The 26,906-nt window shown below is 67.8% G+C and carries 23 protein-coding genes and 2 tRNA genes; 12 read left to right on the top strand and 13 right to left on the bottom strand.

All coding sequences use genetic code 11. The annotated features are described in order from the left end of the window. The first annotated feature begins 179 nt into the window (after positions 1-179). Entirely contained in the window at positions 180-1,094 is a 915-nt protein-coding gene (locus tag AC1RCS_RS08960; protein WP_218338701.1) for a pseudouridine synthase, read from the top strand. A 101-nt stretch (positions 1,095-1,195) separates the two neighbouring features. Here the strand turns inward: AC1RCS_RS08960 and AC1RCS_RS08955 are convergent. After that, positions 1,196-1,269: transfer RNA gene (locus AC1RCS_RS08955), tRNA-Gly, on the bottom strand. Positions 1,270-1,435: 166 nt separating this feature from the next. Here AC1RCS_RS08955 and AC1RCS_RS08950 point away from each other — a divergent pair. Further along, positions 1,436-2,401 (top strand): sulfurtransferase, encoded by a 966-nt coding sequence (locus AC1RCS_RS08950; RefSeq protein WP_492245927.1) that lies wholly within the window; start codon positions 1,436-1,438, stop codon positions 2,399-2,401. 173 nt (positions 2,402-2,574) lie between these two features. Beyond that, entirely contained in the window at positions 2,575-3,801 is a 1,227-nt protein-coding gene (locus tag AC1RCS_RS08945) for a YeeE/YedE family protein (protein ID WP_492245928.1), read from the top strand. Positions 3,802-3,884: 83 nt separating this feature from the next. Here the strand turns inward: AC1RCS_RS08945 and AC1RCS_RS08940 are convergent, their stop codons facing one another. The 6 genes from AC1RCS_RS08940 to gabT all read right to left on the bottom strand — a co-directional run bounded on the left by AC1RCS_RS08940 (position 3,885) and on the right by gabT (position 11,249). Further along, positions 3,885-5,375, bottom strand: coding sequence for an NAD-dependent succinate-semialdehyde dehydrogenase (locus AC1RCS_RS08940; RefSeq protein ID WP_304505089.1), 1,491 nt, complete (start codon positions 5,373-5,375; stop codon positions 3,885-3,887). Positions 5,376-5,559: 184 nt separating this feature from the next. Beyond that, the gene (locus AC1RCS_RS08935) at positions 5,560-6,381 is read right to left on the bottom strand and encodes an ABC transporter permease (protein WP_218338699.1); all 822 of its coding nucleotides are present in this window, start codon (positions 6,379-6,381) and stop codon (positions 5,560-5,562) included. A gap of 21 nt (positions 6,382-6,402) precedes the next feature. Then, on the bottom strand, positions 6,403-7,668 hold the full coding sequence (locus tag AC1RCS_RS08930) for an ABC transporter permease (protein ID WP_218295183.1): 1,266 nt from the start codon (positions 7,666-7,668) through the stop codon (positions 6,403-6,405). Between the two features lie 34 nt (positions 7,669-7,702). Next, positions 7,703-8,734: an ABC transporter substrate-binding protein gene (locus AC1RCS_RS08925; RefSeq protein ID WP_218338697.1), complete on the bottom strand. Its 1,032-nt coding sequence runs from the start codon at positions 8,732-8,734 to the stop codon at positions 7,703-7,705. 78 nt (positions 8,735-8,812) lie between these two features. Further along, the gene (locus AC1RCS_RS08920) at positions 8,813-9,913 is read right to left on the bottom strand and encodes an ABC transporter ATP-binding protein (RefSeq protein WP_218295181.1); all 1,101 of its coding nucleotides are present in this window, start codon (positions 9,911-9,913) and stop codon (positions 8,813-8,815) included. Positions 9,914-9,956: 43 nt separating this feature from the next. Beyond that, on the bottom strand, positions 9,957-11,249 hold the full coding sequence (gabT, locus tag AC1RCS_RS08915; RefSeq protein ID WP_218338696.1) for a 4-aminobutyrate--2-oxoglutarate transaminase: 1,293 nt from the start codon (positions 11,247-11,249) through the stop codon (positions 9,957-9,959). Positions 11,250-11,437: 188 nt separating this feature from the next. Between gabT and AC1RCS_RS08910 the strand changes: the two genes are divergently transcribed. Next, a complete protein-coding gene (locus tag AC1RCS_RS08910; protein ID WP_218295179.1) occupies positions 11,438-12,856 on the top strand; it encodes an aminotransferase-like domain-containing protein in 1,419 nt (472 codons plus the stop codon). 84 nt (positions 12,857-12,940) lie between these two features. Continuing rightward, positions 12,941-13,030: transfer RNA gene (locus tag AC1RCS_RS08905), tRNA-Ser, on the top strand. A 195-nt stretch (positions 13,031-13,225) separates the two neighbouring features. Here AC1RCS_RS08905 and AC1RCS_RS08900 read toward each other — a convergent pair. Together AC1RCS_RS08900 and AC1RCS_RS08895 are read right to left on the bottom strand one after the other, a co-directional pair. Further along, positions 13,226-14,158, bottom strand: a complete 933-nt coding sequence (locus AC1RCS_RS08900) for an alpha/beta fold hydrolase (RefSeq protein WP_492245929.1) — start codon at positions 14,156-14,158, stop codon at positions 13,226-13,228. A 209-nt stretch (positions 14,159-14,367) separates the two neighbouring features. After that, positions 14,368-15,300, bottom strand: a complete 933-nt coding sequence (locus tag AC1RCS_RS08895; protein ID WP_492245930.1) for a helix-turn-helix transcriptional regulator — start codon at positions 15,298-15,300, stop codon at positions 14,368-14,370. A gap of 147 nt (positions 15,301-15,447) precedes the next feature. Here AC1RCS_RS08895 and AC1RCS_RS08890 point away from each other — a divergent pair, with 147 nt between their 5' ends. The 3 genes from AC1RCS_RS08890 to AC1RCS_RS08880 all read left to right on the top strand — a co-directional run bounded on the left by AC1RCS_RS08890 (position 15,448) and on the right by AC1RCS_RS08880 (position 18,909). Next, entirely contained in the window at positions 15,448-15,924 is a 477-nt protein-coding gene (locus AC1RCS_RS08890) for a DUF3237 domain-containing protein (RefSeq protein WP_492245931.1), read from the top strand. Between the two features lie 68 nt (positions 15,925-15,992). Continuing rightward, positions 15,993-17,012 (top strand): Bug family tripartite tricarboxylate transporter substrate binding protein, encoded by a 1,020-nt coding sequence (locus AC1RCS_RS08885; RefSeq protein WP_492245932.1) that lies wholly within the window; start codon positions 15,993-15,995, stop codon positions 17,010-17,012. A gap of 187 nt (positions 17,013-17,199) precedes the next feature. Beyond that, the gene (locus AC1RCS_RS08880) at positions 17,200-18,909 is read left to right on the top strand and encodes a tannase/feruloyl esterase family alpha/beta hydrolase (protein ID WP_492245933.1); all 1,710 of its coding nucleotides are present in this window, start codon (positions 17,200-17,202) and stop codon (positions 18,907-18,909) included. A gap of 16 nt (positions 18,910-18,925) precedes the next feature. On the opposite strand, the gene AC1RCS_RS08875 is transcribed toward AC1RCS_RS08880, so the two are convergent. Together AC1RCS_RS08875 and AC1RCS_RS08870 are read right to left on the bottom strand one after the other, a co-directional pair. Then, positions 18,926-19,426 (bottom strand): hypothetical protein, encoded by a 501-nt coding sequence (locus AC1RCS_RS08875; RefSeq protein WP_218295063.1) that lies wholly within the window; start codon positions 19,424-19,426, stop codon positions 18,926-18,928. Between the two features lie 80 nt (positions 19,427-19,506). After that, the gene (locus AC1RCS_RS08870; protein WP_218295062.1) at positions 19,507-19,758 is read right to left on the bottom strand and encodes a GlsB/YeaQ/YmgE family stress response membrane protein; all 252 of its coding nucleotides are present in this window, start codon (positions 19,756-19,758) and stop codon (positions 19,507-19,509) included. Between the two features lie 257 nt (positions 19,759-20,015). Here AC1RCS_RS08870 and AC1RCS_RS08865 point away from each other — a divergent pair, with 257 nt between their 5' ends. After that, positions 20,016-20,402, top strand: a complete 387-nt coding sequence (locus tag AC1RCS_RS08865; protein WP_218295061.1) for a hypothetical protein — start codon at positions 20,016-20,018, stop codon at positions 20,400-20,402. A gap of 63 nt (positions 20,403-20,465) precedes the next feature. Here the strand turns inward: AC1RCS_RS08865 and AC1RCS_RS08860 are convergent, their stop codons facing one another. Continuing rightward, a complete protein-coding gene (locus tag AC1RCS_RS08860) occupies positions 20,466-21,041 on the bottom strand; it encodes a C40 family peptidase (RefSeq protein ID WP_218295060.1) in 576 nt (191 codons plus the stop codon). 218 nt (positions 21,042-21,259) lie between these two features. Between AC1RCS_RS08860 and AC1RCS_RS08855 the strand changes: the two genes are divergently transcribed. Both AC1RCS_RS08855 and AC1RCS_RS08850 read left to right on the top strand, forming a co-directional pair. Further along, complete coding sequence (locus AC1RCS_RS08855) at positions 21,260-22,399, top strand: PQQ-dependent sugar dehydrogenase (protein ID WP_492245934.1); 1,140 nt, start codon at positions 21,260-21,262, stop codon at positions 22,397-22,399. Between the two features lie 74 nt (positions 22,400-22,473). Continuing rightward, positions 22,474-23,079: an isochorismatase family protein gene (locus tag AC1RCS_RS08850; protein ID WP_218295058.1), complete on the top strand. Its 606-nt coding sequence runs from the start codon at positions 22,474-22,476 to the stop codon at positions 23,077-23,079. A 118-nt stretch (positions 23,080-23,197) separates the two neighbouring features. On the opposite strand, the gene chrA is transcribed toward AC1RCS_RS08850, so the two are convergent. Next, positions 23,198-24,574, bottom strand: coding sequence for a chromate efflux transporter (chrA, locus tag AC1RCS_RS08845; protein ID WP_218338611.1), 1,377 nt, complete (start codon positions 24,572-24,574; stop codon positions 23,198-23,200). 338 nt (positions 24,575-24,912) lie between these two features. Here chrA and AC1RCS_RS08840 point away from each other — a divergent pair, with 338 nt between their 5' ends. Then, the gene (locus tag AC1RCS_RS08840; protein WP_492245935.1) at positions 24,913-26,808 is read left to right on the top strand and encodes a propionate--CoA ligase; all 1,896 of its coding nucleotides are present in this window, start codon (positions 24,913-24,915) and stop codon (positions 26,806-26,808) included. Positions 26,809-26,906 lie beyond the last annotated feature (98 nt).

Genomic DNA, 26,906 nt, shown 5'->3' with positions numbered 1-26,906 from the left:
AGCCCGCATCGGCGCGTATCGCAGCAGCACGGGCGCAACTGCCGCCCTTGTCCTACAGGGGCAAGAACCCCGCATGCCCGTGGGCCCCGGCGGGTCCGCGCAAGGTCAAGGGGGCTGCCTTCTCGGGCGCAGACGGGTTGTGCGGCATCGAAGGAGAGGGTTCATAAAATGTGCTCACCATGCACAACCCCCGCCATACCCATGCCCCTGCCGTGCGCGATGGCGTGGGGCCCAGCTGCGTGGTGCTGCCCAGCCAGGGGCAGGGCAGCATGCTCGACTTCCTGGCGCGGCGGCTCCCGGCGGTGGCCCGTGAGGAGTGGCTGCGGCGCATGCAGGCGGGCGACGTGGTGGATGAGCGCGGCGACCCAGTGGCGCCCGCTCGCCCTTTTGAAGGCGGCCTCAGGCTGTACTACTACCGCAGCCTGCCCGCGGAGCCCGCGCTGCCCTTCACGGAAACGGTGCTTTACCAGGACGAGCACCTGGTAGTGGCCGACAAGCCGCATTTCATGCCCGTGACACCGTCCGGCCGCTACCTTCACAACACGCTGCTCGTGCGGCTAAAACGCCAGCTGGGCCTGCCGGAGCTTTCGCCCCTGCACCGCATCGACCGGGACACCGCGGGCCTGGTGCTGCTGTCGGTGCACCAGCGCACGCGCGGGGCCTACCAGGCGCTGTTCCGCGACCGCCAGATCACCAAGCACTACGACGCGATCGCCCCCTGGCGCGCGGATGTCGCCTTTCCGCGGGAGCACATCAGCCGGCTGGAGGAAAGCCCGCAGTTCTTTCGCATGCAGGAAGTCCCTGGCGAGCCCAACAGCCACACGCGCATCGAGGTGCTGGACGTGGCAGGCGCGAGCGGGTGGGCGCGCTACCGCCTGTCGCCGGTCACGGGCAAGCGCCACCAGCTGCGGGTGCACATGGCGGCCCTGGGGCTGCCGCTGCGCAACGACCCGTTCTACCCGGTCGTGAACGATCCGCCCGAGGGCGACTATTCACGGCCGCTGCAGCTTCTGGCGCGCTCGCTGGAGTTCGTGGACCCGCTGTCGGGTGCGCGGCGGGTGTTCGAGAGCGGGCAGCGGCTGGGCCTGCCCTGAGGGCTGGGTTTTAAAGAGACGCCGCCAAGGTACAGCAGGGCTTGCGGGTGACGCAAATAAAAAAACCTGCCATGCAGCAATGCAGGGCAGGTTTCAGAATCTGGAGCGGGTGAAGGGAATCGAACCCTCGTATGAAGCTTGGGAAGCTGCCGTTCTACCATTGAACTACACCCGCGAAGCCTGCAATTATAGGCAGCATCCGCCCGGTTCCCGACGGGCGCCTGGTGCAAACGCGCAAAACGCATATGCATAGCCGATCTTGTTGGTTGGTCTGATGCACTGCGGGCTCTAAATTCCTTTCACCTGCAGCGCGGCGCAGGCTCTTCACCGAAAGGACGCGAATGACAATGCAACGCAATTCCTCAATGCCATCAGGCTGGCGTGCCTGGCTTCGCGCCTGCGTGGCAGGAAGCACGGTGCTCTTTTGCAAAGCGCTGTGGGCCGCCACTCCCATTCCCGCTGGCCCCCTGGTGACCACTGAATGGCTCGCGCAGAACCTCGACAACCAGCAGGTGCGCATCGTCGAGGTGAGCGTGAACCCGGGCCTGTACGAGCGGGGCCATGTGCCTGGGGCGGTCAATTTCTCGTGGCATCAGGACCTCAACGACCGCGTGCGGCGCGACATCGTGGGCAAGGAAGGCTTCGAGGCGCTGCTGTCCAGGGCTGGCGTGTCGCCCGAGACCACGGTGGTGCTGTATGGCGACACCAACAACTGGTTTGCGGCCTGGGGAGCCTGGGTGTTCGACATCTACGGCGTGAAGAACGTCAAGCTGCTCGACGGCGGGCGCAAGAAGTGGGAGGCCGAGAACCTGCCCCTGAACAACCGCGTGCCCGAGTTCGCCGCCAGCAGCTACAAGGTGGGCCAGGTCAATACCCAGCTGCGCGCACGCCTGGCGGACGCGCTGGCCGCCGCCGAGGGCAAGAGCAATGCGAAGCTGGTGGATATCCGCTCGGCGGATGAATACACCGGCAAGATCTTCGCGCCTGCCGGTGTGCCGGAGCTCAGCATCCGCGCGGGCCACATTCCAGGCGCGGCCAACGTGCCATGGGGGCAGGCGGTGAGGGAGGACGGTACCTTCAAGTCCGCCGACGAGCTCAGGAAGCTCTATGCCAGCGCGGGCGTGGACGGCAGCCGGCCCATCATCACCTACTGCCGCATCGGCGAGCGCTCCAGCCACACCTGGTTCGCGCTGTCCAGGATCCTCGGCTACAGGGTGAAGAACTACGACGGCTCCTGGACGGAATATGGCAACTCGGTGGGCGTTCCCATCACGAATCCGGCGGGCACCGTCTGGGCGGCCAAATGAGCCGCGGGCCGTGCCGCGCCCGCGATTGAGGGGGTGAATGAAGCGGCGATCGGGAGACGGCGAAAGGCCACGATTTTTTGGTAGGGGTCTCCTTTACAGCCCGCTTCGTGCGGGCTTTTTTTCTCGGTGCCCGCGATGGCCGCGCGGGCCACACAGCGAACCATCGACGACCCATGAGCCTTCCATTGCGCACTGTTCCAGCCACTTCCTCCTATATCGCGCTGGCGCTGCTGGCCGCCCTGCTGGCGGCCGTCCCGTGGCTGCAGGGCCAGGCGGGCGGGCGCACGCTGGTGTTTGCGCTGGCCTGTGGCGCGGTGCTTGGCGTCGTGCTGCAGCGTTCGCGCTTTTGTTTTTACTGCCACGCGCGCGACTGGTTCGAAGACCGCAACCCGCGCGGGCTGCTGGCCATCGTGCTGGCGCTGGCCGTGGGCGTGTTGGGCCATACCGTGGTGTTGGGCGGCTGGCTGCCCGTGCCGCAGCCGGGCAAGCTGCCGCCGGACATGCACATCGGCCCGGTGAGCTGGGTGCTGGTGGCGGCGGGGCTTTCGTTTGGCGCGGGGATGGTGGTCTCGGGCTCCTGCATCAGCGCGCACTGGTACCGGTTCGCCGAGGGCTCGGCGGTGTCGCCCTTCGCGCTGCTGGGCTCCGCGCTGGGTTTCATCGCGGGCTTCAGGACCTGGAATGCGCTGTACAGCTGGAGCGTGGCCGATGCGCCCGTGGTGTGGCTGCCCGCGCACCTGGGGTATGGGGGCGCGCTGCTGGTGCAATGGGGCGCTCTGGCGCTGGTGGGCGCCTGGCTGTGGCGTGGCTTTGCGCAGGAGGGCGCGGCGGGCGATGCACCCGGGGTGGTGAAGCCCGTGCCCGGCCTGGGCACCGTGTGGCGCAACCTGTGGACCGGGCGCTGGCACTACTGGGTGGGTGGCCTGGCCGTGGGGCTGATCGGCACGTTTGCCATCGTGCGCATGCGGCCCCTGGGCGTGACGGCCACGCTGGGCAGCGCGGCGCGCCAGTGGGCGCAAGGGCAGGGGTGGATTCCCGATCGGCTCGATGGGCTCGACGGCTTCGCGGGCTGCGCCACCTTGCCGCAAGCCACCTGGCTCACGCCCAATGCCTTGCTGCTGGCAGGGCTGGTGGCGGGGTCCTTTGTCGCGGCGCTGGCCAGCCGCCAGATGGCCCCCCGCTGGCCCACCTGGCGCGATGCCGCCCGGGGGCTGTCGGGCGGCGTGTTGCTGGGCTGGGGCGCGATGACGGGGCTGGGCTGCACCATGGGCACGCTGCTGTCGGGCGGCATGGCCGGAGCGCTGTCAGGCTGGGTGTTTGGGGCGGCGGTGTTCTTCGCGGTATGGGCGGGCCTGCGCGCGAAGGCCGCCCCGTGGCGCCAGGGATGGGGGGCGAATTAGTGCATTTTTGGCCGCCAGCGCTTATCCAGAAAGCGCGGGCAGCTATCAAAAACATATCAAAAAGGTACCCGGCCCGGGGCCGGTCACTCCTGGATATCGCCCAGGCACAGGTACTTGATCTCCACATAGTCGTCCATGCCGTGGTGCGAGCCTTCGCGGCCCAGGCCCGACTGCTTGACACCGCCAAAGGGCACGTGCTCGGTGGCCAGAATGCCCACGTTGGCGCCGACCATGCCGTATTCCAGCGCCTCGGTCACACGGAAGATGCGGCCCACGTCGCGGCTGTAGAAGTAGCTGGCCAGGCCGAACTCGGTGTGGTTGGCCGCGTCGATGGCCTCCTGCTCGGTCTTGAACTTGAAGACCGGGGCGAAGGGGCCAAAGGTTTCCTCGCGCGCGCACAGCATGTCGGCCGTGGCGTTGGCCACCACCGTGGGCTCGAAGAACTGGCCCGAGCCCAGGCTGGTCAGGCGCTGGCCGCCGGCCACCACCTGGCCGCCCTTGGCAATGGCATCGTCCACGTGGCGCTGCACCTTGGCCAGCGCGGCTTCCTCGATCAGCGGGCCCTGGTTCACGCCGGCCTCGAAGCCGTTGCCCACCTTGGCTGTCTTGACCTTGGCGGCGAACTTGGCCACGAACTCGTCGTACACGCCTTCCTGCACGTAGAAGCGGTTGGTGCACACACAGGTCTGGCCCGCGTTGCGGTACTTGCTGGCGAACGCGCCTTCCACGGCGCTGTCGATGTCCGCATCGTCGAACACCAGGAAGGGCGCGTTGCCGCCCAGTTCCAGCGACATCTTCTTGACCGTGGGGGCCGACTGCGCCATCAGGATGCGGCCCACCTCGGTGCTGCCGGTGAAGCTGATGTGGCGCACCACGTCGCTCGCGCACAGCACCTTGCCGATGGCGATCGAGTTGTCGCTGTCGGCGGGCAGGATGTTGAACACCCCAGCCGGGATGCCCGCACGCAGGGCCAGCTCGGCGGCGGCCAGGGCCGTGAGCGGTGTGAGCTCGGCGGGCTTGATGACCACGGGGCAGCCGGCGGCCAGGGCGGGCGCCACCTTGCGCGTGATCATGGCCAGCGGAAAGTTCCAGGGCGTGATCGCGGCGCACACGCCGATGGGCTGCTTGAGCACCATCAGGCGGCGGCTGTTGTCGAACTGGGGCAGCACCTCGCCGTTCACGCGTTTGGCCTCTTCGGCGAACCATTCCACAAAGCTGGCGCCATAGGCGACCTCGCCCTTGGCTTCGGCCAGCGGCTTGCCTTGTTCGGCGGTCATGATGCGGCCCAGGTCGTCCTGGTTGGCCATCAGCAGGTCGAACCACTTGCGCAGGATGATGCTGCGCTCCTTGGCGGTCTTGGTCTTCCAGGGGCCCCAGGCGGCATTGGCGGCGGCAATCGCGGCTTCGGCATCGGCGGGGCCCAGGTTGGCCACGTCGGCCAGCTTGAGGCCGGTGGCCGGGTCGTTCACGTCGAAGCGGCTGCCGCCCGCCACCCACCGGCCGTTGACGAGGCCGTCGGTCTTGAGCAGGCTGGGGTCGTTGAGCAAGGCGAGGGGCGAGGTCTTCATGTCCATGAGGTTTCTCCAGATGCAGTGGGTTGATGAGCGGTAGGCAAGGGCTCGCCGCCGGCAAAGGCGGGCAGGGCGGCGGGTGCCTGAAACTGGCGCAGCGGGCAGGCTATCACGGGTGAAATGGCCCACTGTCGCCAGTGTTTCAGTTTTTCAGGAAGGCTGGGATGCAGGCCGTTTTCACCGTGGCTCAGCCCCTGCGCGTGCGCAGCCACTCCAGCGCCAGGAGCAGGCTGGTGGTGAAGAGGATGAGCAGCGTGGCCACGGCGGCGATGGTGGGCGAGATGTTCTCGCGGATGCCGTTGAACATCTGGCGTGGCAGCGTGGACTGGTCGGCGCCGGCCAGAAAGAGCGTGACCACCACTTCGTCGAACGACGTGGCGAACGCGAACAGCGCCCCCGAGATCACCCCCGGCGCGATCACCGGCAGCGTGACGCGAAAGAAGGTGTTGAAAGGCGTTTCCCCCAGGCTCAGCGACGCGCGCACCAGGTTGTGGTTGAAGCCCGCGAGCGTGGCCAGCACGGTGGTCAGCACGAACGGCGCCCCCAGCGCCGCGTGCACGATGATCAGGCCGGCATAGCTGTCCGCCAGGCCCAGCGGCGCGAAGTACAGGTAGGTGGCCACGCCCACCACGATGATGGGCACCACCATGGGCGCGATCAGGATGCCCATGAGCAGGCCCTTGAAGCGGAAATCCGCCCGTGACAGCCCCACCGCCGCCAGGGTGCCCAGGGCCGTGGCGATCAGCGTGGCCGCGGGCGCCACGATGAAGCTGTTGCGCGTGGCGCGGGCCCACTCGGGCGAATCGAACAGGTGGCGGTACCACTTGAGCGACCAGCCGTGGATGGGGTAGGCCAGGAACGAACTCTCGGAGAACGACAACGGCACCATCACCAGGATGGGGGCCAGCAGAAACACCAGCACGGCCACGCACAGGGCGCGCACGGCCCACCAGCCGAGCTTGTCGGCCCAGGTGGCGTACAGGGGGAATTGGGGGAGCAAATGGCGCATGGTGAGGGTCTTCAGAAGTGTTTAGCCCAGGCTCAGCTCTGCCTTGCCAATGCGGCGGTACACGCCGTACAGCAGCAGCGTGGCGGCCAGCAGCAGGGCGCCCAGCGCACAGGCCATGCCCCAGTTCACTTCCACGTTGGTGTAGCGGGCGATGTAGTAGCTCAGCATCTGGTCGTCGGCGCCGCCCAGCAGCGCGGGGGTGACGTAGTAGCCGATGGCCAGGATGAACACCAGCAGCGCACCCGCGCCCACACCCGGGTAGGTTTGCGGCACGTACACGCGAAAGAACGCGGCGATGGGCGAGCTGCCCAGCGACACCGCCGCGCGCAGGTAGGTGGGGGGCACGCTTTTCATCACGCTGTACAGCGGCAGCACCATGAACGGCAGCAGGATGTGCACCATCGCAATCACCACGCCCGTGCGGTTGAACAGCAGCGCCAGTGGCTGCTCGATGAGGCCCAGGCCCATCAAACCGCGATTGACCAGGCCTTCGGACTGCAGCAGCACGATCCAGGCGGCCACCCGCACCAGGATCGAGGTCCAGAACGGCACCAGCACCAGGATCATCAGCACATTGGCCTGGCGCGCGGGCAGCGAGGCCAGCCACCAGGCCAGCGGGTAGCCCAGCAGCAGGCAGAACAGCGTCACCACAAAGCTGATGTGGAAGGTGCGCAGCAAAATGCCGCCAAACGCGCGCTGCTCCTCGGGCATGCGCTCGACCTGGCCCAGCGCGTCGCGCTGCAGGTCCACCGAGGCGAGCAGGTAGTCGGGCGTCCAGCGCGCGCCGTTCTTGGCGATGGCGCGCCAGAAAGGTGCTTCGCCCCAGCGCGCGTCCTTGCCGAGCAGTTGGTCGCGGATGGATTCGGGTGTGCCCTGCATGGGCAGGGCGCGGAAGGCGCCCATCACCATCGAGCGCGCGCCGGGCACTTCCGAGTTCAGCCTGCGCGCCAGCGCGCCAGCGTCAGAGCTGTCGGGCAGGCGGGCCAGGTCCTTCATGAGCGCGGCGTAGGCAGCGGGGCCCGGTGCCTCATGGCGGTCCCAGCCATGCAAGGCCTCGATGGTGGCGGGCAGCGTGTTGGCCACCTCGGGGTTCTCCACCCCGCGCTGCAGCAGCGCGGCAATGGGGACCAGCAGCGTGAGCAGCAAGAACACCAGCAAGGGCAGGGTCAGGGCAAAGGCGCGCCATTTGCGCCGCGCTTCGGCACGCGACAGCGCCTTGCGCAGTGCGCCGGGTGCGTGGGCGTCCAGCGCAAGCGCGGCGGGGGCGATGGCAGAAGAGGCTTGCATGGTGTTTTGCGCTCCGAGGGTGCGGGTTACTGACTTACTGGGTGGCCCAGGCGGCGAAGCGCTTCTCCAGCGCTTCGCCCTGGTCGGCCCAGAAGCTCACGCCGAACTGGATGGCTTCCTTGGCGTTGGCGGCCGATGTGGGCAGGTCGTCCAGCACCTTCCTGTCCAGCTTGGCGAGGGCCGTGGTGTTGGCCGGGCCGTAGGCGATGTTCTGCGCGTAGGCGGCCTGGCTGGTGGTCTGCAGGGTGTGGGCAATGAACTTGACCGCAGCCTCCTTGTTCGGCGTGCCCTTGGGGATGGCCCAGTAATCCAGGTCATAGATGCCGCCGGGCCAGTAGATCTTGAGGTTGCGGCCCTCGCGGTTGGCCGCGTCGATGCGGCCGTTGAACACGGTGGTCAGCACCACGTCGCCCGCCACGAGGAACTGCGGTGCCTGGGCACCGGCTTCCCACCATTGGATGTGGGGCTTGAGTTCGGTCAGCTTCTTGAAGGCGCGGTCGGCGCCGTCCTTGGTGGCGAGCACCTTGTACACGTCGGCGGGCTTCACGCCATCGGCCATCAGCGCGAATTCGAGGTTGTAGCGCGCGCCCTTGCGCATGCCGCGCTTGCCGGGGATCTTCCTGGTGTCCCAGAAGTCGGCCCAGCTGGTGGGGGCGGTCTTGAGCCTGTCGCCGTTGTAGGCCATGACGGTGGACCACACGAAGATGCCCACGGCGCAGTCGGACACGGCGGCGGGCAGCAGGTCGGCCTTGCTCACGATCTTGCTGTAGTCGAGCTTTTCATACAGGCCCTCGTCGCAGCCACGCGCCGCGTCGGGCGATTCGAGCTCCACCACGTCCCAGGTCACCTTCCTGGCCTCGACCATGGCCTTGACCTTGGCCTGCTCGCCGTTGTATTCCACGGCGACGATCTTGTTGCCCAGCTTTTCGTAGGGCTCGTAGAAGGCCTTCTTCTGGGCGTTGGCGTTGGCGCCACCGAAGTTCACGACGGTGAGTTGCTGCTGCGCGAAGCTGGGCAGTGCCAGGCAGGCGGCCAGGGAGGCGCAGGCGATGAGGCTTTTTTTCATGGTGCAGTTTTTCCTTGGGTTGTGGAGGAACGGGGACTCGGGGACAGGGCTCGGAAAAGGGGGGTGTGGGGACAGTGCTCAAACGGCATAGATGCGCGTGGAGGCCGGTGGAAACTCCAGCAGCACGGCATCGCCCGGCTGCGGATGCATGCCCGTGCCGGTGGGGTTCAGGGGCAGTTTCACCACGGCCTGCTCCTGGCCGTGGCCCAGGTCGCACATCAGGCGCTGGTGGTCGCCGTAGTAAATGGTGCGCGCCACGGTCGCCGGGACGGCCGAGCCCCTGGGGTAGTGCGAGTGCGGGTGCAGCACGATGCGCTCGGGCCGCACGCAGGCCTGCACGGGGGCGCCCCGGGCGGTCTGGTTCACGTTGACACCGGGCAGCAGGTGGCCGCCCGGCAGCTGGATGGCCGTCTCGGCGCCCGCGCCCTGCAGGGTGCCGGTGAGCACCGTGCTGTCGCCCACGAAACCGGCCACGAAGCGGTTGGCGGGGGTTTCATACAGCGCCTCCACGCTGGCCAGCTGCTGGATGACGCCTTCGTTGAACACGGCCACGCGGTCGCTCATGGTCAGCGCCTCGCCCTGGTCGTGGGTCACGTACACGAAGGTCACGCCCAGCTGGCGGTGCAGCTCCTTCAGCTCGATCTGCATGTGTTCGCGCAGCTGCTTGTCCAGGGCGCCCAACGGCTCATCCATCAGCACGAGCTGGGGGTTGAACACCAGGGCGCGGGCCAGGGCCACGCGTTGCTGCTGCCCCCCTGACAGACGCGCGGGCAGGCGGTCGGCCATGCCGGTCAGGCGCACCATGTCCAGGGCCTTCTTCACGCGGTCGGCCTGCTCGGCCCTGGGCACCTTGCGCACGGTGAGCGGGTAGGCCACGTTCTGCCCCACGGTGAGGTGCGGGAACAGCGCGTAGTTCTGGAACACCATGCCGAAGTTGCGCTTGTGGGGCGGCGTGCCGGTGATCTGCTTGCCATCGAGCAGGATGTCGCCCGCGGTGGGGGACTCAAACCCCGCCAGCATCATCAGCGTGGTGGTCTTGCCCGAGCCCGAGGGCCCCAGCAGGCTCAGGAACTCGCCGCGCTGGATGTCCAGGTCCAGCGCGCGCACCACCAGTTGTTCTCCGTCGTACGTCTTTTGCACGCCGCTGAAGCGGACCAGGGGCTCTGCCGATGGGTTCATGGTTGGGGGCACCTTGTAAGCAGAATGAACGCCGGGCCGCATGTCAGCCCAGCGCGGCAAAGCTGTCGGCCAGGATGGCCAGGCCCTCGTCGAGCAACTCGTTGGAGGCGGTCAGCGGCACCAGGATGCGGATCACGTTGCCGTAGGTTCCGCACGACAGCAGGATGAGCCCGCGCTGGGCGGCCTCGGCGACGACTTTCTTGGTCAGCGCGGCGTCGGGGCGGTGGACATCGCCGTTCTCGAACAGCTCGATGGCCACCATCGCGCCCAGCCCGCGCACGTCGCCGATGGCGGGTACTTTGGCGGCCATGCCTTTCAGCGCCCTGACCAGCAGCGCGCCCATGTCCTGGCTGCGGGCCAGCAGGTTTTCTTTCTCAAAGGCTTCGATCACGGCCAGCGCTGCGGCGCAGGCGACGGGGCTGCCCGCGTAGGTGCCGCCCAGGCCACCGGCCGCCGGGGCGTCGATGACGTCGGCGCGGCCCACCACCCCCGACAGCGGAAAGCCGCCCGCCAGCGATTTCGCGGTGGTGATGAGGTCCGGCGCCACGGGCCACTGCTCGCACGCAAACCAGGTGCCGGTGCGGCCTGCGCCGGTCTGCACTTCGTCGGCGATCAGCAGGATGCCATGGCGGTCTGCCAGGGCCTTGAGTCCGGTGATGAATTCGGGTGGCGCCACGTAGAAGCCGCCTTCGCCCTGCACGGGCTCAAGAATGAAGGCCGCCACACGCTCGGGCTCGATGTCGTTCTTGAAGATCAGCTCCACCGAGTGCAGCGCCTGCTCCACGCTGATGCCATGCAGTGCGTTGGGGAAGAGGGCGTGGTACACCTCGCCGGGGAAGGGGCCAAACCCCGTCTTGTACGGCACCACTTTGCCGGTCAGGCCCAGCGTGAGGTTGGTGCGGCCGTGGTAGCCGCCCGTGAAGGCGATCACGCCGGGGCGCCGGGTGTGGGCGCGGGCGATCTTGATGGCGTTTTCCACGGCCTCGGCGCCGGTGGTGAGCAGCAGGCTCTTCTTGGCAAACGCACCCGGGGCCAGGGTGTTCAGGCGCTCGCACACTTCCACGTAGGGCTCGTACGCCACCACCTGGAAGCAGGTGTGGGTGTACAGGTCGAGCTGTGCCTTCACGGCGGCGATCACACCCGCGTGCAGGTGGCCGGTGTTGAGCACGGCGATGCCGCCGGCGAAGTCGATGAAGCGGCGGCCCTCCACATCCCACAGTTCGGCGTTGCGGGCCTTCTGGACGAAGATGTCGTGGGCCTGGCCGACGCCCCGGGCCACGGCGGCATGGCGGCGGGCGAGGAGGGCGGCGTTGGTGAAGTGGCGGTCTTGCTGCATGGCGGTGGGCGGTGGTGTGAACACGGAATGAAGGAATGGGCGAATTCTGGAAGCCGCGCCGCGCACCGTCCATGTACAGCGGGGTGCGGTTTTGCGCGCACTGTGCAGGTCTAGAATCCTGTACAGGCAATCCCTGATCTGGTGTGCGCCAAGTCGGTGCACAATTCGCCCCCTTTTTGGCTCTCCTGATGCTCACTCTCAGCCCGGACCTCCAGACTCCCCTGGTCAGCCAGATCGTCGATGGTCTTCGGGGTCTCATCGCCGGGCAGGTGCTCAAGCCCGGCAGCAAACTGCCCTCCATCCGTGCCTTTGCCGCCGCCCATGGCGTGAGCGTGTTCACCGTGGTCGAGGCCTACGACCGCCTGGTGGCGCAAGGCTGGCTGGTGTCGCGCGCCAATGCGGGTTTCTTCGTGAAGCGCCGCAGCGAAGAAGGCGCCGTGCCCGGCGCCGGGCCTCAGGAGCGGCCGGTGCCCCGTTTTGACGCACGCTGGTACCTCAAGCAGATCTTTGAAAACCGCAACCTGCCCATGAAACCGGGCTGCGGCTGGCTGCCGCACGACTGGCTGTTCGGCGATGCCGTGCGCCGCAGCATGCGCCAGCTGTCTTCCGACGGCCCCGAGCTCGACGGCTATGGCCTGCCGCATGGCCACATGGCGCTGCGCATGGTGGTGGCCGAGTCGCTGGCCGAGCACCATCTGGCGGTGGACGCCGACCAGGTGCTGCTCACGCAGGGCTCCAGCCAGGCGCTCGACCTCGTGGCGCGGCGCCTCGTCAAACCCGGCGATGTGGTGCTGGTGGATGACCCCGGCTATCCCAACCTGCTGTTCATGCTGCGCTTCGCGGGCGCGCACCCGGTAGGGGTGCCGCGCACGGCGGGGGGCTATGACCTGCTCGCGCTGGAAGCCCTGCTGGCCGCGCACAAGCCCACGGTGTTCTTCACGCAGCCGCGCCTGCAGAGCCCGACCTGCTCGGTGGCCTCGGTGGCGCATCTGCACCGCCTGCTGCAGTTGGCCGAGCAGCATGGTTTCATGCTGGTCGAGAACGACATCTATGCCGATATGGACACCGGCGTGCGCCCCTCGCTCGCCAGCCTGGACCAGTTGCGCCGGGTGATCTACCTGGGCAGCTTCTCCAAGACCATCTCGCCGAACCTGCGCACGGGCTTCGTGGCGGCGCGGGGCGACCTGCTGGACGAGCTGGTGCAGCTCAAGATGATCTCGGGGCTCACATCGTCCGAGATCACCGAGCGCATCACCTTCGGCGTGGTGACGGATGGCCGCTGGCGCAAGCACCTCAAGTCCCTGCGCGAGCGCCTGGCCGAGGCGCACGGTGTGGTGGGGCGGCGGTTGCTGAACCTGGGCTTCGAGCTCTTCCATGAGCCCGAGGCGGGCATGTACCTGTGGGCCCGCCACCCCGATCTGCCCGACAGCGCGGAGCTGTCGAAGGAGGCCACGGGCGCGGGCATCATGCTCGGCCCGGGCCAGTTGTTCCTGGTGGAGCCGCGCCCCACGGGCTGGCTGCGCTTCAACGTGTCGTTCAGCCAGGACGAGCGCATGTGGCGCTTCCTGGAGCAGCGCATCCTGCTGGGGCAGCAGGTGGCGGAGTAGCGGGGCCAGGAAGGCAGGCTTTTTTGAACAAACATCGCGTTTAGCCCGAACATGCGATTTCCTGTGGCTATAATCGAAGGCTTCGGAGAGGTGGATGAGCGGTTTAAGTCGCACGCCTGGAAAGCGTGTGTGGGCTAATCCCCACCGCGGGTTCGAATCCCGCCCTCTCCGCCAGTCAGTAAGCAAACAAGCGCCTTTCGGGGCGCTTTTTTGTTTTTATCCACCATCGTTTCTACCATCCGGTTTGCGATTGGGCTGGACGCGCTGGAACGTCATTGGACATTCCAGCGTGGAAGATGGGAGAAGCAGCAGCACCGCCAAGACTTGGTGAGTCTCTGCGACTTTTCATGGCGCCAAGACTCCACGCGATCAGCGTGCTGAACGGCTCACCGCTTCCTGCACCGCAGGTAGCACATCTTCGTAGTTGAACCCGTTCTGCACCTTCAGCGCCGGAGCGGCCACCCGCTTGTTGAGCCATTCGCGCAAGCTCTGCCCTTCGCCCTGGCGCACCAGCGGATCATGGCTGTTGCCGGGGTAGCGGAACTCGGTGAGGTTCTCGGGGTTGTTTTTGAATTTTTCCTGAAATCCCACGGCCGGGTGTTGCTTGCTGCCCCCAGCCCAGGGGTCCTCGTCTTCGATGGAAGACCACATGGGCAGCCGCGTGTCCCACTTCCACAGGTGTTCGTACTGCCGGTTCACGCTCTGCTTGTGACAGATGCCTCCAGCGACCTGCGGATCGGCGCGGTCCCAGTGGTAGGTGGTGCGGCAGCCTTCGCTGTGGCCGCTCAAGAAAATGGGCAGATTCGAGTGGGCCTTGAACCAGCGGATGACTTCCGCAATGTCGTCGCCCCGCGCATCAAGCCGTGCCGGGTTGATCGCCTGGTACACGCCCTCACGGGCACGTTCTGCCGCGCGCTTGAGCATTTCCTCAGAGGAACCACCGGGACAACCCAGCTTGTTGCCCTCACGGGTCACGAACTCGGGAGTGATGACCGCGAAACCTTCCCGGTAGTAGAACTGGGCCACGGTGGTTTCCCAACCCCACATGCCGCCGCAGCCGTGATTGTGGATGATGAGTCCGCGCAAGCTGGGATGGCGCGGCAGCAGCGCGGTGAATTTGTCGCGGTACACGGCACCGAACAGCGGCAGGTAGAAGACGCTACGGTCGAGTACCGTCCGGGTCTGGGCCTTGTCGTAGGCAGGCACGTGACGGCTTTGCTGGGCATGGGCGTTCTGCATAAAAAGGGGCTGCACGATCAGCAAGCCGACGGCACCCCAAAGTGCGCTTTTGCAGGTGGGCATAACTCGAATTCTCCCTGTGGTGTGATTGGTTGTGGATTGGTGGGACATCAAGCGGTTTTCGAGGCGCTGGTTTGTTTGAGGGGGGTGTTCCTTCTCTTGAGCGCGAGCGTGTGTGCGAGGCGCTTGTAGGCTCGCCGAACGTTTGTTCAGTGAATGCGGCGCGCAGGGAGTGTGAGACGTGTTTCAACAGTTCACCGGAATCTACACTTTTACCCGCCCAGCACCCGCGCAAACAGCTCGTTGCGAAAGTGGATGCCCAGGCGCGCGAAGGCGCGGTTGCGGTAGGTCTTGACGGTGGGCACGCTCAGGCCCAGGTCGCTGGCGATGCCCTCGTGCGTCATGCCCTGCAGCAGCCGGGCACACACGTCCAGTTCGCGGTCGGTCAGCTCGGCCTGCAGACGCACCAGGCGCATGCGCAGCACCGGCAGCCCATCGGCGGCCAGCGGGGCGAGTGCGGCGCCGGCTGGCAGGAGTGCGGGGGCGCCCGATGTATTCACGGTCAACGTTGCCGGGCCTGGGCGGCTGTCCTCTGTTCGCCAGGCAGCCGTGGCTGTGGGTGGAAACGGGTGCGACAGAACAATGTGTTTGCGCGTGAGGGCCAGCAGCACGGGCGCCACGGACTCGAACGCGCCGATCTGCCGGTCGCTGAACGCCCGCTGGTGCTGGTGGCGGTAGAAGTTGACGGCGAACACCGAGCCATCGCTTTCGTATTCGACCACCGACACGCGCTCGGCCACGCCGTGGGCCTCATACACCCGGGCACGGTGTTCGCCCTCCACCTCGGTGGCCGTGACGTGGCACAGCCGCGTCTCGGGCTGGGCAAACGGTGCTTCATCAAAAGCCCGGCCCCAGGTGCTATCGCTGCGGTAGGGGCCCGAGAGGTACGCCCACCAGCAATCCTGCGTGGTGTCGGGCACGCCCCGGCTGGCCGACATGAACAGCGTGGGCTTGCAGCGGTGGCCCGTGCGGTACACCGACCACGAGGCCGCAGGCAGCACGGGCTCCAGGTCCTGCAGAAGCTTCTTGGCAAAGCCGTTGCCGCCCAGGCGGTGAACCATGCTCGCCAGGGTCTCGCTGGCGGGGTTTTGCAGCACCTGCCGGCCGGGTGCTTTCTGCAAGGAAGGGGGGAGCCACTGCCGCATGGGAAAAGTCGGAAATTGGAGTGTTCGTTGCCGAAAGCGTGGAGTGTGCGCTGAAAACGCCCCCGATTCCGTCGCCGAAAGCCCGGGTTATCCCGTCATCCTCTGGGATGACAGGCTTGGGTGGCAACGGGACTTACGCTAGGTCCCATGCCTGATCTCATCCCCTTGCCCGACCCGCAATTCCGATTTTTTGCCGACCTGCGCGTGGAGGTCGGCACCCCCCAGGAAGTGGGCCACACCGTGCACGGGCTGCGCCGGCTGATTCCCATCCTGGGCGGCAGCGCCTCTGGCGACGGCTGGCGCGCACGGGTGCTGCCCGGCGGTGCGGACTTCCAGCTCATCGTGAACGACCGGCTGTCCGAGCTGGACGCCCGCTACGTGCTCGAAACCGATGGTGGCGATCTCATCTACGTACAAAACCGGGCCGTGCGCTCCGGCTCGGCCGAGCTGATCGCCCGCCTGGTGCGCGGCGAGGCGGTGGACCCGGCGCAAGTCTATTTCCGCTGCAGCCCGAGCTTCGAGACGGCGTCACCGGCGCTCTCCTGGATCGCCGAGCGCATGTTCGTCGGTACCGGCGCGCGCTACCCGGACGCCGTGGCCATGCGCTTTTTTGAGCTGCGCTAGCGTCCGGCACACCGGGCAATTTCTGAATTTTTGAATCTTCCCAACGTACAAGAAACCTGGAGACATCCATGAAGACCACTGCCAAGCCCACCTCTTTCGTCGCCACGCCACGCCGCGCCCTTCTGGCCGCCGCCATGCTCGCAGGGCTGATGCCCTGGGCCGGAGCCCAGGCGCAGGGGGCAGCCACGTACCCCAGCAAGCCCGTGCGCATCATCGTGGGCTTTCCGGCGGGCACGGGGCCGGACATCGTGGCGCGCCTGCTGGCACAAAAGCTGTCCGAGGGCTGGGGCAACACGGGCGTGATCGTGGACAACAAGCCCGGCGCGGGCGGGCTGATCGCGGCGGGCGAAGCGGCGCGTGCCGCGCCCGACGGCTACACGCTGATGCTGGGTGAAACGGGCCAGCTCAGCATTGCGCCCAGCAGCTACAACAAGCTGCCCTACGACCCGGCCAAGGACTTCACGGCCGTGAGCCAGGTGGTCACCTCCGACTTCGTGCTGCTGGTCAATCCACAGAAGGTGCCGGCGCGCAACGTGAAGGAGTTCGTGGACTGGACCAAGCAGCAAAAGGGCCTGTTCCTGGCCACCTTCGGCGCGGGCACGCCCGGCCACTTTGGCGCCTTCATGTTCGGCGATGCGGTCAAGCTCAAGCCCGAGCCGGTGCACTACAAGAACACGGCCGATGCGCTGGGCGGGCTGTTCAGCGGCGACGTGCAGGGGGTGTTCGCCAGCGTGGGCCTGGCCGCCCCCAACGTGAAGGCCGGCAAGCTGGCCGCGCTGGGCACCACGGGCGCCACCCGCACCAACACGCTGCCGGACGTGCCCACCATCAAGGAGCAGGGCTACGCCAACCTGGAGTTCTCCTCGTGGTTCGGCATCGTGGCACCCGCCAAGACGCCGCCGGAGATCATCGCCAGGCTCAATGCCGACATCGTCAAGGCCGTGCAGTCGCCCGAGGGCCGGGCCAAGATGGAGGAGGCGGGTTTCCGCGTGACGGGCACGAGCCAGCAGGACTTTGCCCGCACCATCGCCGCCGACACGGTCACCTGGGGCAAGGCCGTGGCCGCCACGGGCTTCAAGGCGGATTGATGGGCTGACAGCGCGGCAGAGCGGTTGACGCCGCTCAGGCCCCACCCAGGCCACCTCCAGCACTCCTGCACCTGCGCACGCGGGCGGCCGGCGCCACGGCGCAGCCGCGCCCTGTCAGCGCTGCGCCCTGCATCCCCGGCGCCACACAGCACAAACACCCCACCCACCACCTCAGGAGACATACGCCATGCCTTTTGCCCATGCCTCGCGGGCCTTGCCACCCGCCTCCACGGCCGCACGCCCATCCCGGCTGCGCCGCCAGGCCGTCCCCGCCGCGCTTGCCATGCCCTTGTTGATGGCGGCCTGCGGCGGCGGCAATGGCGATGCCTCGGCCCAGCCCGCCACCCCGGCGGCGGCCTGCGCTGCGCTGCCCAGCCAGGCGGGCCTCGCGGCCACCACGCTCACGGCGAGCTACGTGGCGGCGGACACCAGGCGGCCGGGCGGCGCCAGCACCGGCGCCTTCCTGCCCGGCCACTGCGTGGTCACGGGCAGCATCAACCCCCGCGTGGGCGTCGATGGGAAGAACTACGCCATCGGCTTCCAGCTGAGCCTGCCGGACCAATGGAACGGGCGTTTCCTGTTCATCGGTGGCGGCGGCAATGACGGCATCCTGCGCGACACCTCCCTCAGCTCCAGCATCTCGGGCGGCACGCCGTCGCCGCTGGGGCAGGGCTTCGCGGTGGTCTCCACCGACGCGGGGCACAGCGGCACGTCGGCCAGCTTCGGGGCGGACCCGCAGGCGCGCATCGACCATGCCTACAACTCCTACGACAAGACGGCCGTGGCCGCCAAGTCGCTGATCTCGACCCTTTATGGCCGCAGGCCCGACCATTCGTACTTCTCGGGCTGCTCGGGCGGCGGGCGCCAGGGCATGATGTTCTCGCAGCGGTTCCCGGACTACTTCGACGCCATCACCGCCGGCGCGCCCGCCATGCGCGTGTCGAGCGGCGCCACGGTGGCGGCGATGTGGAACACCATTCAGTTCAACGCCATCGCCCCGCAGGACGCGGCGGGCAAGCGCATCCTGTCGCAGGCCTTCAGCAATGCCGACCTCCAGCTGGTGGCCAACGGCGTGAAGGCGTCGTGCGATGCCGCCGATGGCGTGGCCGACGGCATGGTGAACAACGTCAAGGCCTGCCAGTTCGACCCCGCCGTGCTCCAGTGCCGCGGCGGCAAGCAGGCCGACTGCCTGAGCAGCGCCCAGGTAGGGGCGCTCAAGAGCGTGTTCGCGGGCCCGCGCAACTCGGCCGGCCAGGCGCTGTATGCGGGCCAGCCGTGGGACCCGGGCCTGGCCGCCCCGGGCTGGCGCAGCTGGACGCTGGGCAGCTCCACCACCGCCACGCCGGATGCGCGCTACATCACGCTGATGGTGGATGCCCTGGTCAACGAATTCCTCACCCCGCCGGACCTCACGTTCAACCCGCTGACGTTCAACTTCGACACCGACCCCGCGCGCATGGAGGCCTACTCGGCCATCTACGACACGTACCGCGACGACAAGCTCGCCGCGTTCAAGCAGCGCGGCGGCAAGATGCTGTTCATCCATGGCATGTCCGACCCGATCTTCTCGGCGCTGGACACCCTGGACTACTACGAGCGCCTGGCGTCCCACCACGGAGGTATCGCGGCCACGCAGGGTTTCGCGCGCACGTTCCTGGTGCCCGGCATGAACCACTGCTCGGGCGGCCCGGCCACGGACAATTTCGATTCGATCCAGGCCATGGTGGACTGGGTGGAGAAGGGCGTGGCACCCGAGACCCTTGCCGCCAAGGCACTGCCTGCCAGCACCGACATGCCCAATCGCACACGGCCCTTGTGTGCCTACCCGAAGTTCGCCAAATACAAGGGCTCGGGCAGCGTGGAGGATGCCAGCAGCTTCGTCTGCGCGGCGGAGTAAGCGAGGTCAGGCCACGCTAGGTGCGGGCGGGGGCGGGCAGCTGCAGGCCGACCTCCCGCACCACGCGCACGCAGTCGCGCAGGTGCTGCTCGCCCAGGTAGCGCAGCGTGGCATAGCCGATGCCCGCGGCCACCGCCTGGCCCGCCAGCGGCACGTACTTCGCCGCCTGCTTGGCGGTCAGGCGCACGCCCACGGTCTGAGTGGCCCGGATGACCAGCTCGCGCGTGACCAGCTTGCCGATCAGCACGGAGCCCACGAGGGCCACGGCCTTCTGCACCTGCTCGCGCTTGTGCGGATCGAGCTGGTCGATCTGCTGCGCGGACAGGCCGAACTCGGCGTTGATCTGCGGAAGCAGGCGGGACAGCAGCGCCGCGTCCACGGCCCAGTCGAGCCCTGGCACGGGCAGGGAACTGGCGGCCGCCGCGACCAATGCGCGCCGATGCAGCAATTTGCGGCTGCGCTGCACGGCAGCGGTGAGGGCCGCGTTGCCGGCCGCCATTTGCAAGGAAGTGGGCATGGGCGGGTTGTACCTGATGCGGTGGTGGTTGGCAAAGGGCAACGCCCGTGGCCGCGCAAGGAGATTCTTCAGCAGCCGTTTCAGGTTTTTCCCTTGACGAGGGTGAACGCGGCCAGAAGCAGCATGGCCCCCACGACCGACGCGATCCAGCCAGCGGCTTCCCCTTGTGCATACCAGCCCATCGCCAAACCCAGATAGGTGGCGAGAAACGAGCCCGCCACCCCCAGCAGCGCGGTCAATATCCATCCGAGTTTGTCCTCCCCGGGTTTCAGGGCACGGGCCAGAAGCCCGACCATCAAACCCACCAGCAATGTTCCTAGCAATGTTCCCATGATGTTTCCCCTGCATGCTGCGACGCGATCTGCCCACTCTAAGGAGCGCGCGCGCGGCCAGCTTGTCGGACAACGCGCACTGTGCGCGTCCCATTGCGGGGCGCGGGTTCCCGACACGGGTGAGGGTGGAAAGCGAGGTCCGGCGTCATGAAGGGGTCGGCTGTGGGTCCCGTCCGACACCACGGCGCGGCGGGTACTTGCCGCCTGCGGGACCGGCGGCGCCATACAGTGAAGCGTCTCCACTGAAAGGAAGACCGATGACAACAAATTTCAAGACCCGTTCCTTCCCCCTGGTGTTTGTGGCGGTGCTCGCGCTGGGGGCGGCATTGGCGGGGCCCACGACCGCCGCGGCCCAAAGTGGCGACGAGGCCTCGCTGTCCCGCGGCGCGGTACCGGACACCACGCCCCAGCAGCGCTACCAGACCGCCATCCGCGAAGCCGGCGGTGGGTTGAAGGTGAGCCTGGAGGAATGCCGGGCCATGCCCTCGGCGGACCGCCGCAGCTGCGAATCCCAGGCACGCGCCACGTACCAGGCAGACATGGCCAAGGCCAAGGCCATGCTGCGCGACCCGTCGATAGGCCCGGTGAATGTGGTGGGGGGTCCGATCCGCAGCACCGAGACGGTGTACGAGATCAAACGCTAGCCGCAGGCAGGGAGCCTGCAAGGGGACATCGTGGCCGGGCGGGTGAGCGGCGCGGCGTGGTTGCTATTTGGCTTGCGCGAGGTCGTCGCTGCCCGAGCCCGCGACGCGGCGGGCGCCGTTGAAGCGGCGTGCCCAGTAAGCCACGCCCATGTCTTCCACGCGGATTTCGGCGCCGCTGCGGGGAGCGTGGATGAACTTGTTGTCCCCCACGTAGATGCCCACATGGCTGAAGTTGCGGCGCATGGTGTTGAAGAACACCAGATCCCCGGGCTGAAGTTCCTTCTTGTCAATGACCTGGGTGGCGGCAGCCTGCTGGTCGGCCCGGCGGGGTAGCAGCAGGCCCACGGTCTGCTCGTACATGGCCCGCACGAAGCCGCTGCAGTCGAAGCCGGTTTCCGCGCTGTTTCCTCCCCGCTTGTACGGTACGCCCAGGAATCCCATGGCGTTCACCACGAGCCCGGACGCGCGGTCCGCCACCGTATGGGCCTTGTCGGCCACCCGGTGGCTCACGTCCTCCAGCCGCGTGAGCAGACCTTTGTCGGTGATGAACCGGTCCATATCGTCGGGGTTTGCCGCTTGCGGCGCAGCCTGGGCAGAGGTTGCGCAGACCAGGAGGAGGGTGCAAAGCCATCGGGACATGGGGGCGAAGGGTACCACGGTATGCTTACTTATCAAAAATAATCACCTGTGCAAGCTGTTGATTTCGTTCAAGTAAATCCCGAACAGGGATTTACAGGAGGGAATCCTCGGCTGCACCGCCGTGGAGGGCCGCCGTGCCAGGCCTGGCCGGGCGGCGGCTCTGGGCGTATGGTGTTTATCTTTTTCAGGAGCGCCACGAGATGGAATGGACACGGAAAATGCCCCTTTCGCGGGCCGCGCGGGCGTGCCTGGCGGCGCTTTGGGCCGTGGCGGGCGCCCACCATGGCGGTGTTTCCGCCCAGGGCACGCCGCCGGGCGTGTCCGTGGCAACCGTGGCACGGGGGCTGGAACACCCCTGGGCCGTGGCCTTCCTGCCCGAAGGGCAGTTTCTCGTCACCGAGCGGCGGGGCCGGATGCGGGTGGTCAGCGCGGGCGGGCAGGTGGGGCCCGCGCTGGCGGGCGTGCCGGCCGTCGCCGCGGGCGGGCAGGGCGGCTTGCTGGACGTGGTGACCGATGCCGACTTCGCCCGCAACCGCCGCATCTTCTTCTGCTTTTCGGAGCCCGCCCCGGGTGGCGCGTCCGGCAACAGCACGGCGCTGGCACGGGCCACGCTGTCCGCGGATGCGCGCAGCCTGCAGGAGGTCAAGGTCCTCTTCAGCCAGCAGCCCAAGGTGGACAGCGCCCAGCATTTCGGCTGCCGCATCGTGCAGGCGGCGGACGGCAACCTGTTCCTGGCGCTGGGCGAGCGCTACCAGCGCAAGGACGATGCGCAAAGGCTCGACAACCACCACGGCAAGATCGTGCGCATCACCCCGGACGGCGCGGTGCCGGCCGACAACCCGTTTCGCCAGCGCGCGGGCGCCTTGCCGGAGATCTGGAGCTACGGCCACCGCAATCCCCAGGGCGCCACCCTGGGCCCTGACGGCCAGCTGTGGATGCACGAGCACGGCCCCCAGGGGGGCGATGAGATCAACCTGCCCCGGCCCGGCCGCAACTACGGCTGGCCCGTGATCACCTACGGCGAGAACTACGGGGGCGGCAAGATGGGCGAAGGCACCGCCAAGGCGGGCATGGAGCAGCCGCTGCACTACTGGGTGCCGTCGATTGCGCCCTCGGGCATGGCGTTCCTCACCAGCGTGCGCTACGGCGCGGCGTGGCAGGGAAGCCTGTTCGTGGGGTCTCTCAAGTTCGGCACCCTGCACCGGCTGGAAGTCGCCCCGGGCAAGGTCTTGCGCGAGGAAAAGCTGCTGCAGGGCCAGGGCGAACGCATCCGCGACGTGCGCCAGGGGCCAGACGGCCTGATCTACCTGCTGACCGACAGCCCGCAGGGCCAGCTGCTGCGCCTGCAGCCCCCCTGATCGGCGGGCACGCCGGCGGGGCTGCGACAATGCCCCACTTCCAGAGAATCCGGCCGCCCGGAGCGGTCCACACCATGCTGCTTGACGCCACTGAATCCCAACTCGTCCTGGTCGACTACCAGGAGCGCCTGATGCCCGCGATCTTCGAGGGCCCTGCCGTGCTGGCCAATGCCCGCCGCCTGGCCGAGATCGCACGCATGCTGGAGGTGCCCGTGTGGGGCACGGAGCAGAATCCCTCGCGCCTGGGCGCCAATGATGCCGCGCTGCGCGCCCTGTGCCAGAAAACGCTGGCCAAGATGCATTTCAGCGCGGCCGAGGAAGGCCTGGGCGAATGGCTGCGCCCGCCCGCGAAGCCCCAGGGCGGCAACGCGCGCAGCCTGCCCAAGCACCTGCAGAAACCCGCCACCGCACAAGGCGCCGAGCGCGGCACCATCGTCATCGCCGGGTGCGAGGCGCACGTCTGCCTGCTGCAGACCGCGCTGGACCTGATCGACGACGAATTCGAGGTCTGGGTCGTGACCGATGCCTGCGGCTCGCGCACGGAGCGCAACCGCGACGCGGCCTTCGACCGCCTGGCCGGCGCGGGGGCGGAACTGGTGACGACCGAGATGGTGGCGTTTGAATGGCTGGGCAGCTGCGAGCACCCGGCCTTCAAGGATGTGCTCGGTCTGATCAAGTAGCCCGGCATCAGGCCTTTTGGGGCGCTGGCGCTTTCCCTTCACGCGCCGGAAGCTATAAAAAACATAGCAAATCAGCGGCGCCGAAGCCGGGGGCGCGCGAGCCTCCCATGGGCTCAGGTCACAGCCACGGCTTGAGAAGTGTCACCGCGAGCCCGACCGCCGCGCAGCCGCCGAGCAATGGCAGCACGCCGGCCTTGAAGCGGAACAACGCCACCCCCGCTCCCAGGGCAATCACGGCGGAGATCGCATCGAACGCGCCGCCAAAGCCCTGGGGCCACAGCAGGTGGTAGGCAAAGAACAGCGCCAGGTTCAGGATCACGCCCACCACGGCGGCGGTGATGGCGGACAGCGGCGCGGTGAAGCCCAGCCTGCCATGGGTGGCCTCCACCATCGGGCCGCCGGCCAGGATGAAGATGAACGATGGCAGGAAGGTGACGAAGGTCACCACCACGGCCGCAGCCGCCGCGCCCGCGAACAGCGCATCGGGCCCCCACACCTGCTGCAGCCAGCCTCCCACGAAACCGACGAAGGCCACCACCATGATGAGCGGACCCGGAGTGGTCTCGCCCAGCGCCAGGCCATCGATCATCTGCGGGCCATTGAGCCACTGGTAGTGCTCGACCGCGCCCTGGTACACATAGGGCAGCACGGCGTAGGCGCCGCCAAACGTCAGCAGCGCGGCCTTGGTGAAGAACCAGCCCATCTGGGTGAGCGTGCCTTCCCAGCCCTGCGTGGCCACGAGCACCGCCATGGCCGCCAGCCACAGGGCCAGGCCCGCCCCCAGCACCCTGGCCAGGTGGCCGCGCGAGAAGCGGGCGTGCGCCGGCGTCGGGGTGTCGTCGTCGATCAGGGCCGGTCCGTAGCCCCTGGCCGCGCCCGCATGCCCGCCCCCCAGGGCGAACACCGCCGGCCAGCGCCGGGCACCGAAGTGGCCGATGAGGCCCGCCGCCAGGACGATGGCGGGGAAGGGGGCGTGGAACGCAAAAATCGCCACGAAGGACGCAGCCGCGATGCCCCACATCCACCGGTTCCTGAGCGCGCGGGTACCGATGCGGTGCGCGGCATGCAGCACCAGCGCCGTCACGGCGGGCTTGATGCCATAGAAGACGCCCGCCACCGCCGGCACATCGCCAAAACGCAGGTACACCCACGACAGCGCCACCAGAATGAACAGCGAGGGCAGCACGAACAGCGCACCCGCCACGATGCCGCCCCAGGTGCGGTGCATGAGCCAGCCGATGTAGGTCGCCAGCTGCTGGGCCTCGGGGCCGGGCAGCAGCATGCAGTAGTTGAGCGCGTGCAGAAAGCGCTGTTCGCTGATCCAGCGCCGCCGCTCCACCAGTTCGGTGTGCATGATCGCGATCTGTCCGGCGGGCCCGCCAAAGCTGATGAAGCCCAGCTTGAGCCAGAAGCGGAAAGCCTCGGCGAAAGGAACCGGGGCAGGGCTGGTGGCGGCCGTCTCGTCCGGCGGCGGGGCAGGGTGCGCGGAGGTCATGGCATGAAAGTTCTGGGCGGGACGTCTCGATGGGGGTTGCGCGCTGCATGCGCGAATGCATGCAGCGCGCGAGTATCCGCCCAACCCATGACGGTCCGGGGCCCACCGTTGTTTCCGCGCCGCCATTCGGTGGCGCGCCGTCCCTGCCGCCGAGGGGTTCTTCCTGCGCCCTGACCCCTGCGCACAGCGGATGGGAGGGGCCTGGATGGGAGGGTGCACAGGGCGTGGCGCGGTGTTCCCTGCCGGTGCGTCAGTTTGCCGCAAGCCCGTCATGAATAATTATGAATTCAAAACCTGCCATCCAGGCGGGCCGGAAGAGATGCCGAGGAGACACCACGATGAGCCGCTACGCCGATTTCTACCGCCAGTCCATTGATCACCGCGACGCCTTCTGGGCCGAGCAGGCCCGGCTGATCGACTGGCAGACCCCGCCCCTGCAGGTGTGCGACTACAGCAACCCGCCGTTTGCCCGGTGGTTCGTGGGCGGCACCACCAACCTGTGCCACAACGCGGTCGACCGCCACCTCGCCACGCGCGCCAGCCAGCCCGCGCTGGTGGCCATCTCCACCGAAACCGGCACAGAGCGCAGCTACAGCTTTGCCGAGCTGCACGCCGAGGTGCAGCGCATGGCGGCCGTGCTGCTGTCGCTGGGCGTGAAGAAGGGCGACCGCGTGCTCATCTACATGCCCATGATCGCCGAGGCGGCGTTCGCCATGCTGGCCTGCGTGCGCATTGGCGCGCTGCATTCGGTGGTGTTTGGCGGTTTTGCCTCGGGCTCGCTGGCCTCGCGCATCGAGGACGCCGAACCCGTGGCCGTGGTCAGCGCCGATGCGGGCTCGCGCGGCGGCAAGGTCGTGCCCTACAAGCCGCTGCTGGACGAGGCCATCGCGCTCTCCAGGCACAAGCCCGCCGCCGTGCTCATGGTCAACCGGGGCCTGGCGCCGATGCACCTGCAGCCCGGCCGCGACCACGACTGGGCGCCGCTGCGCGAAAAACACCTGGCCACCGTGGTCCCCTGCGAATGGGTCGAGTCCACGCACCCCAGCTACACGCTCTACACCAGCGGCACCACGGGCAAGCCGAAGGGCGTGCAGCGCGACACCGGTGGCTACACGGTGGCGCTGGCGGCCAGCATGAAGCACATCTTTGACGCGAAGGCGGGGGAGGTGTATTTCGCGACCAGCGACATCGGCTGGGTGGTGGGGCACAGCTACATCATCTACGGCCCGCTCATCGCGGGCATGACCACCATCATGTATGAGGGCCTGCCCACGCGCCCCGACGCGGGCGTGTGGTGGAGCATTGTCGAGAAGTACCAGGTCACCCACATGTTCTCGGCGCCCACGGCGGTGCGGGTGCTCAAGAAGCAGGACCCTGCCTACCTGGCCAGATACAGCGTGAAAAGCCTCAAGGCCCTGTGGCTGGCCGGCGAGCCGCTCGATGAGCCCACGGCCCAGTGGATCAGCGACGCGCTCTCGGTGCCCATCATCGACAACTACTGGCAGACCGAAACCGGCTGGCCCATCCTGACGCTGGCCAATGGCGTGGAACCCCAAACCACGCGCTTCGGCAGCCCGGGCAAGGCGATGTACGGCTATGACGTGAAGCTCATCGACGAAGCCACGGGCCAGGAGCTGGGGGGCGAGAACCAGAAGGGCGTGGTCGCCATCGAGGGCCCGCTGCCCCCCGGCTGCATGCAGACCGTGTGGCGCGACGACGCGCGATTCGTCAACACCTACTGGAAGAGCATCCCTGGCCGGCTGATCTACAGCACCTTCGACTGGGGCATCCGCGATGCCGATGGCTACCACTTCATCCTGGGCCGTACCGACGACGTGATCAACGTCGCGGGCCACCGCCTGGGCACGCGCGAGATCGAGGAGAGCATTGCCGCGCACCCCAACATCGCCGAAGTGGCCGTGGTGGGCGTGGCGGATGCGCTCAAGGGCCAGGTGGCCATGGCCTTTGCCGTGGCCCGCGATGCGAGCGGACTCGACACCGATGCCGCGCGCCTGAAGCTCGAGGGCGAGGTCATGAAGCAGGTGGACAGCCAGCTGGGCGCCGTGGCGAGGCCCTCGCGCGTGTACTTCGTGAGCGTGCTGCCCAAGACGCGCAGCGGCAAGCTGTTGCGGCGGGCGTTGCAGGCGGTGGCCGAGCGCAGGGATCCGGGGGACCTGACGACGATGGAGGATCCGGCGGCGCTGCAGCAGGTGCGGGAACTGGTGGGGGAGTGAACGGGCTCGACGGTTCTTCTGGTTGTTTGGGCTGAGCTTGTCGGAGCCTGGGTTTGTGTGCTGATCTGGCTGTGTGCCTGGGCTGAGGGCGGAGGCCG

The sequence above is a fragment of the Acidovorax sp. GW823-FHT01C06 genome (assembly GCF_058798375.1).
Note: the sequence above shows the minus strand (reverse complement) of the source record. Positions and strands in the feature narration are given on the sequence as shown.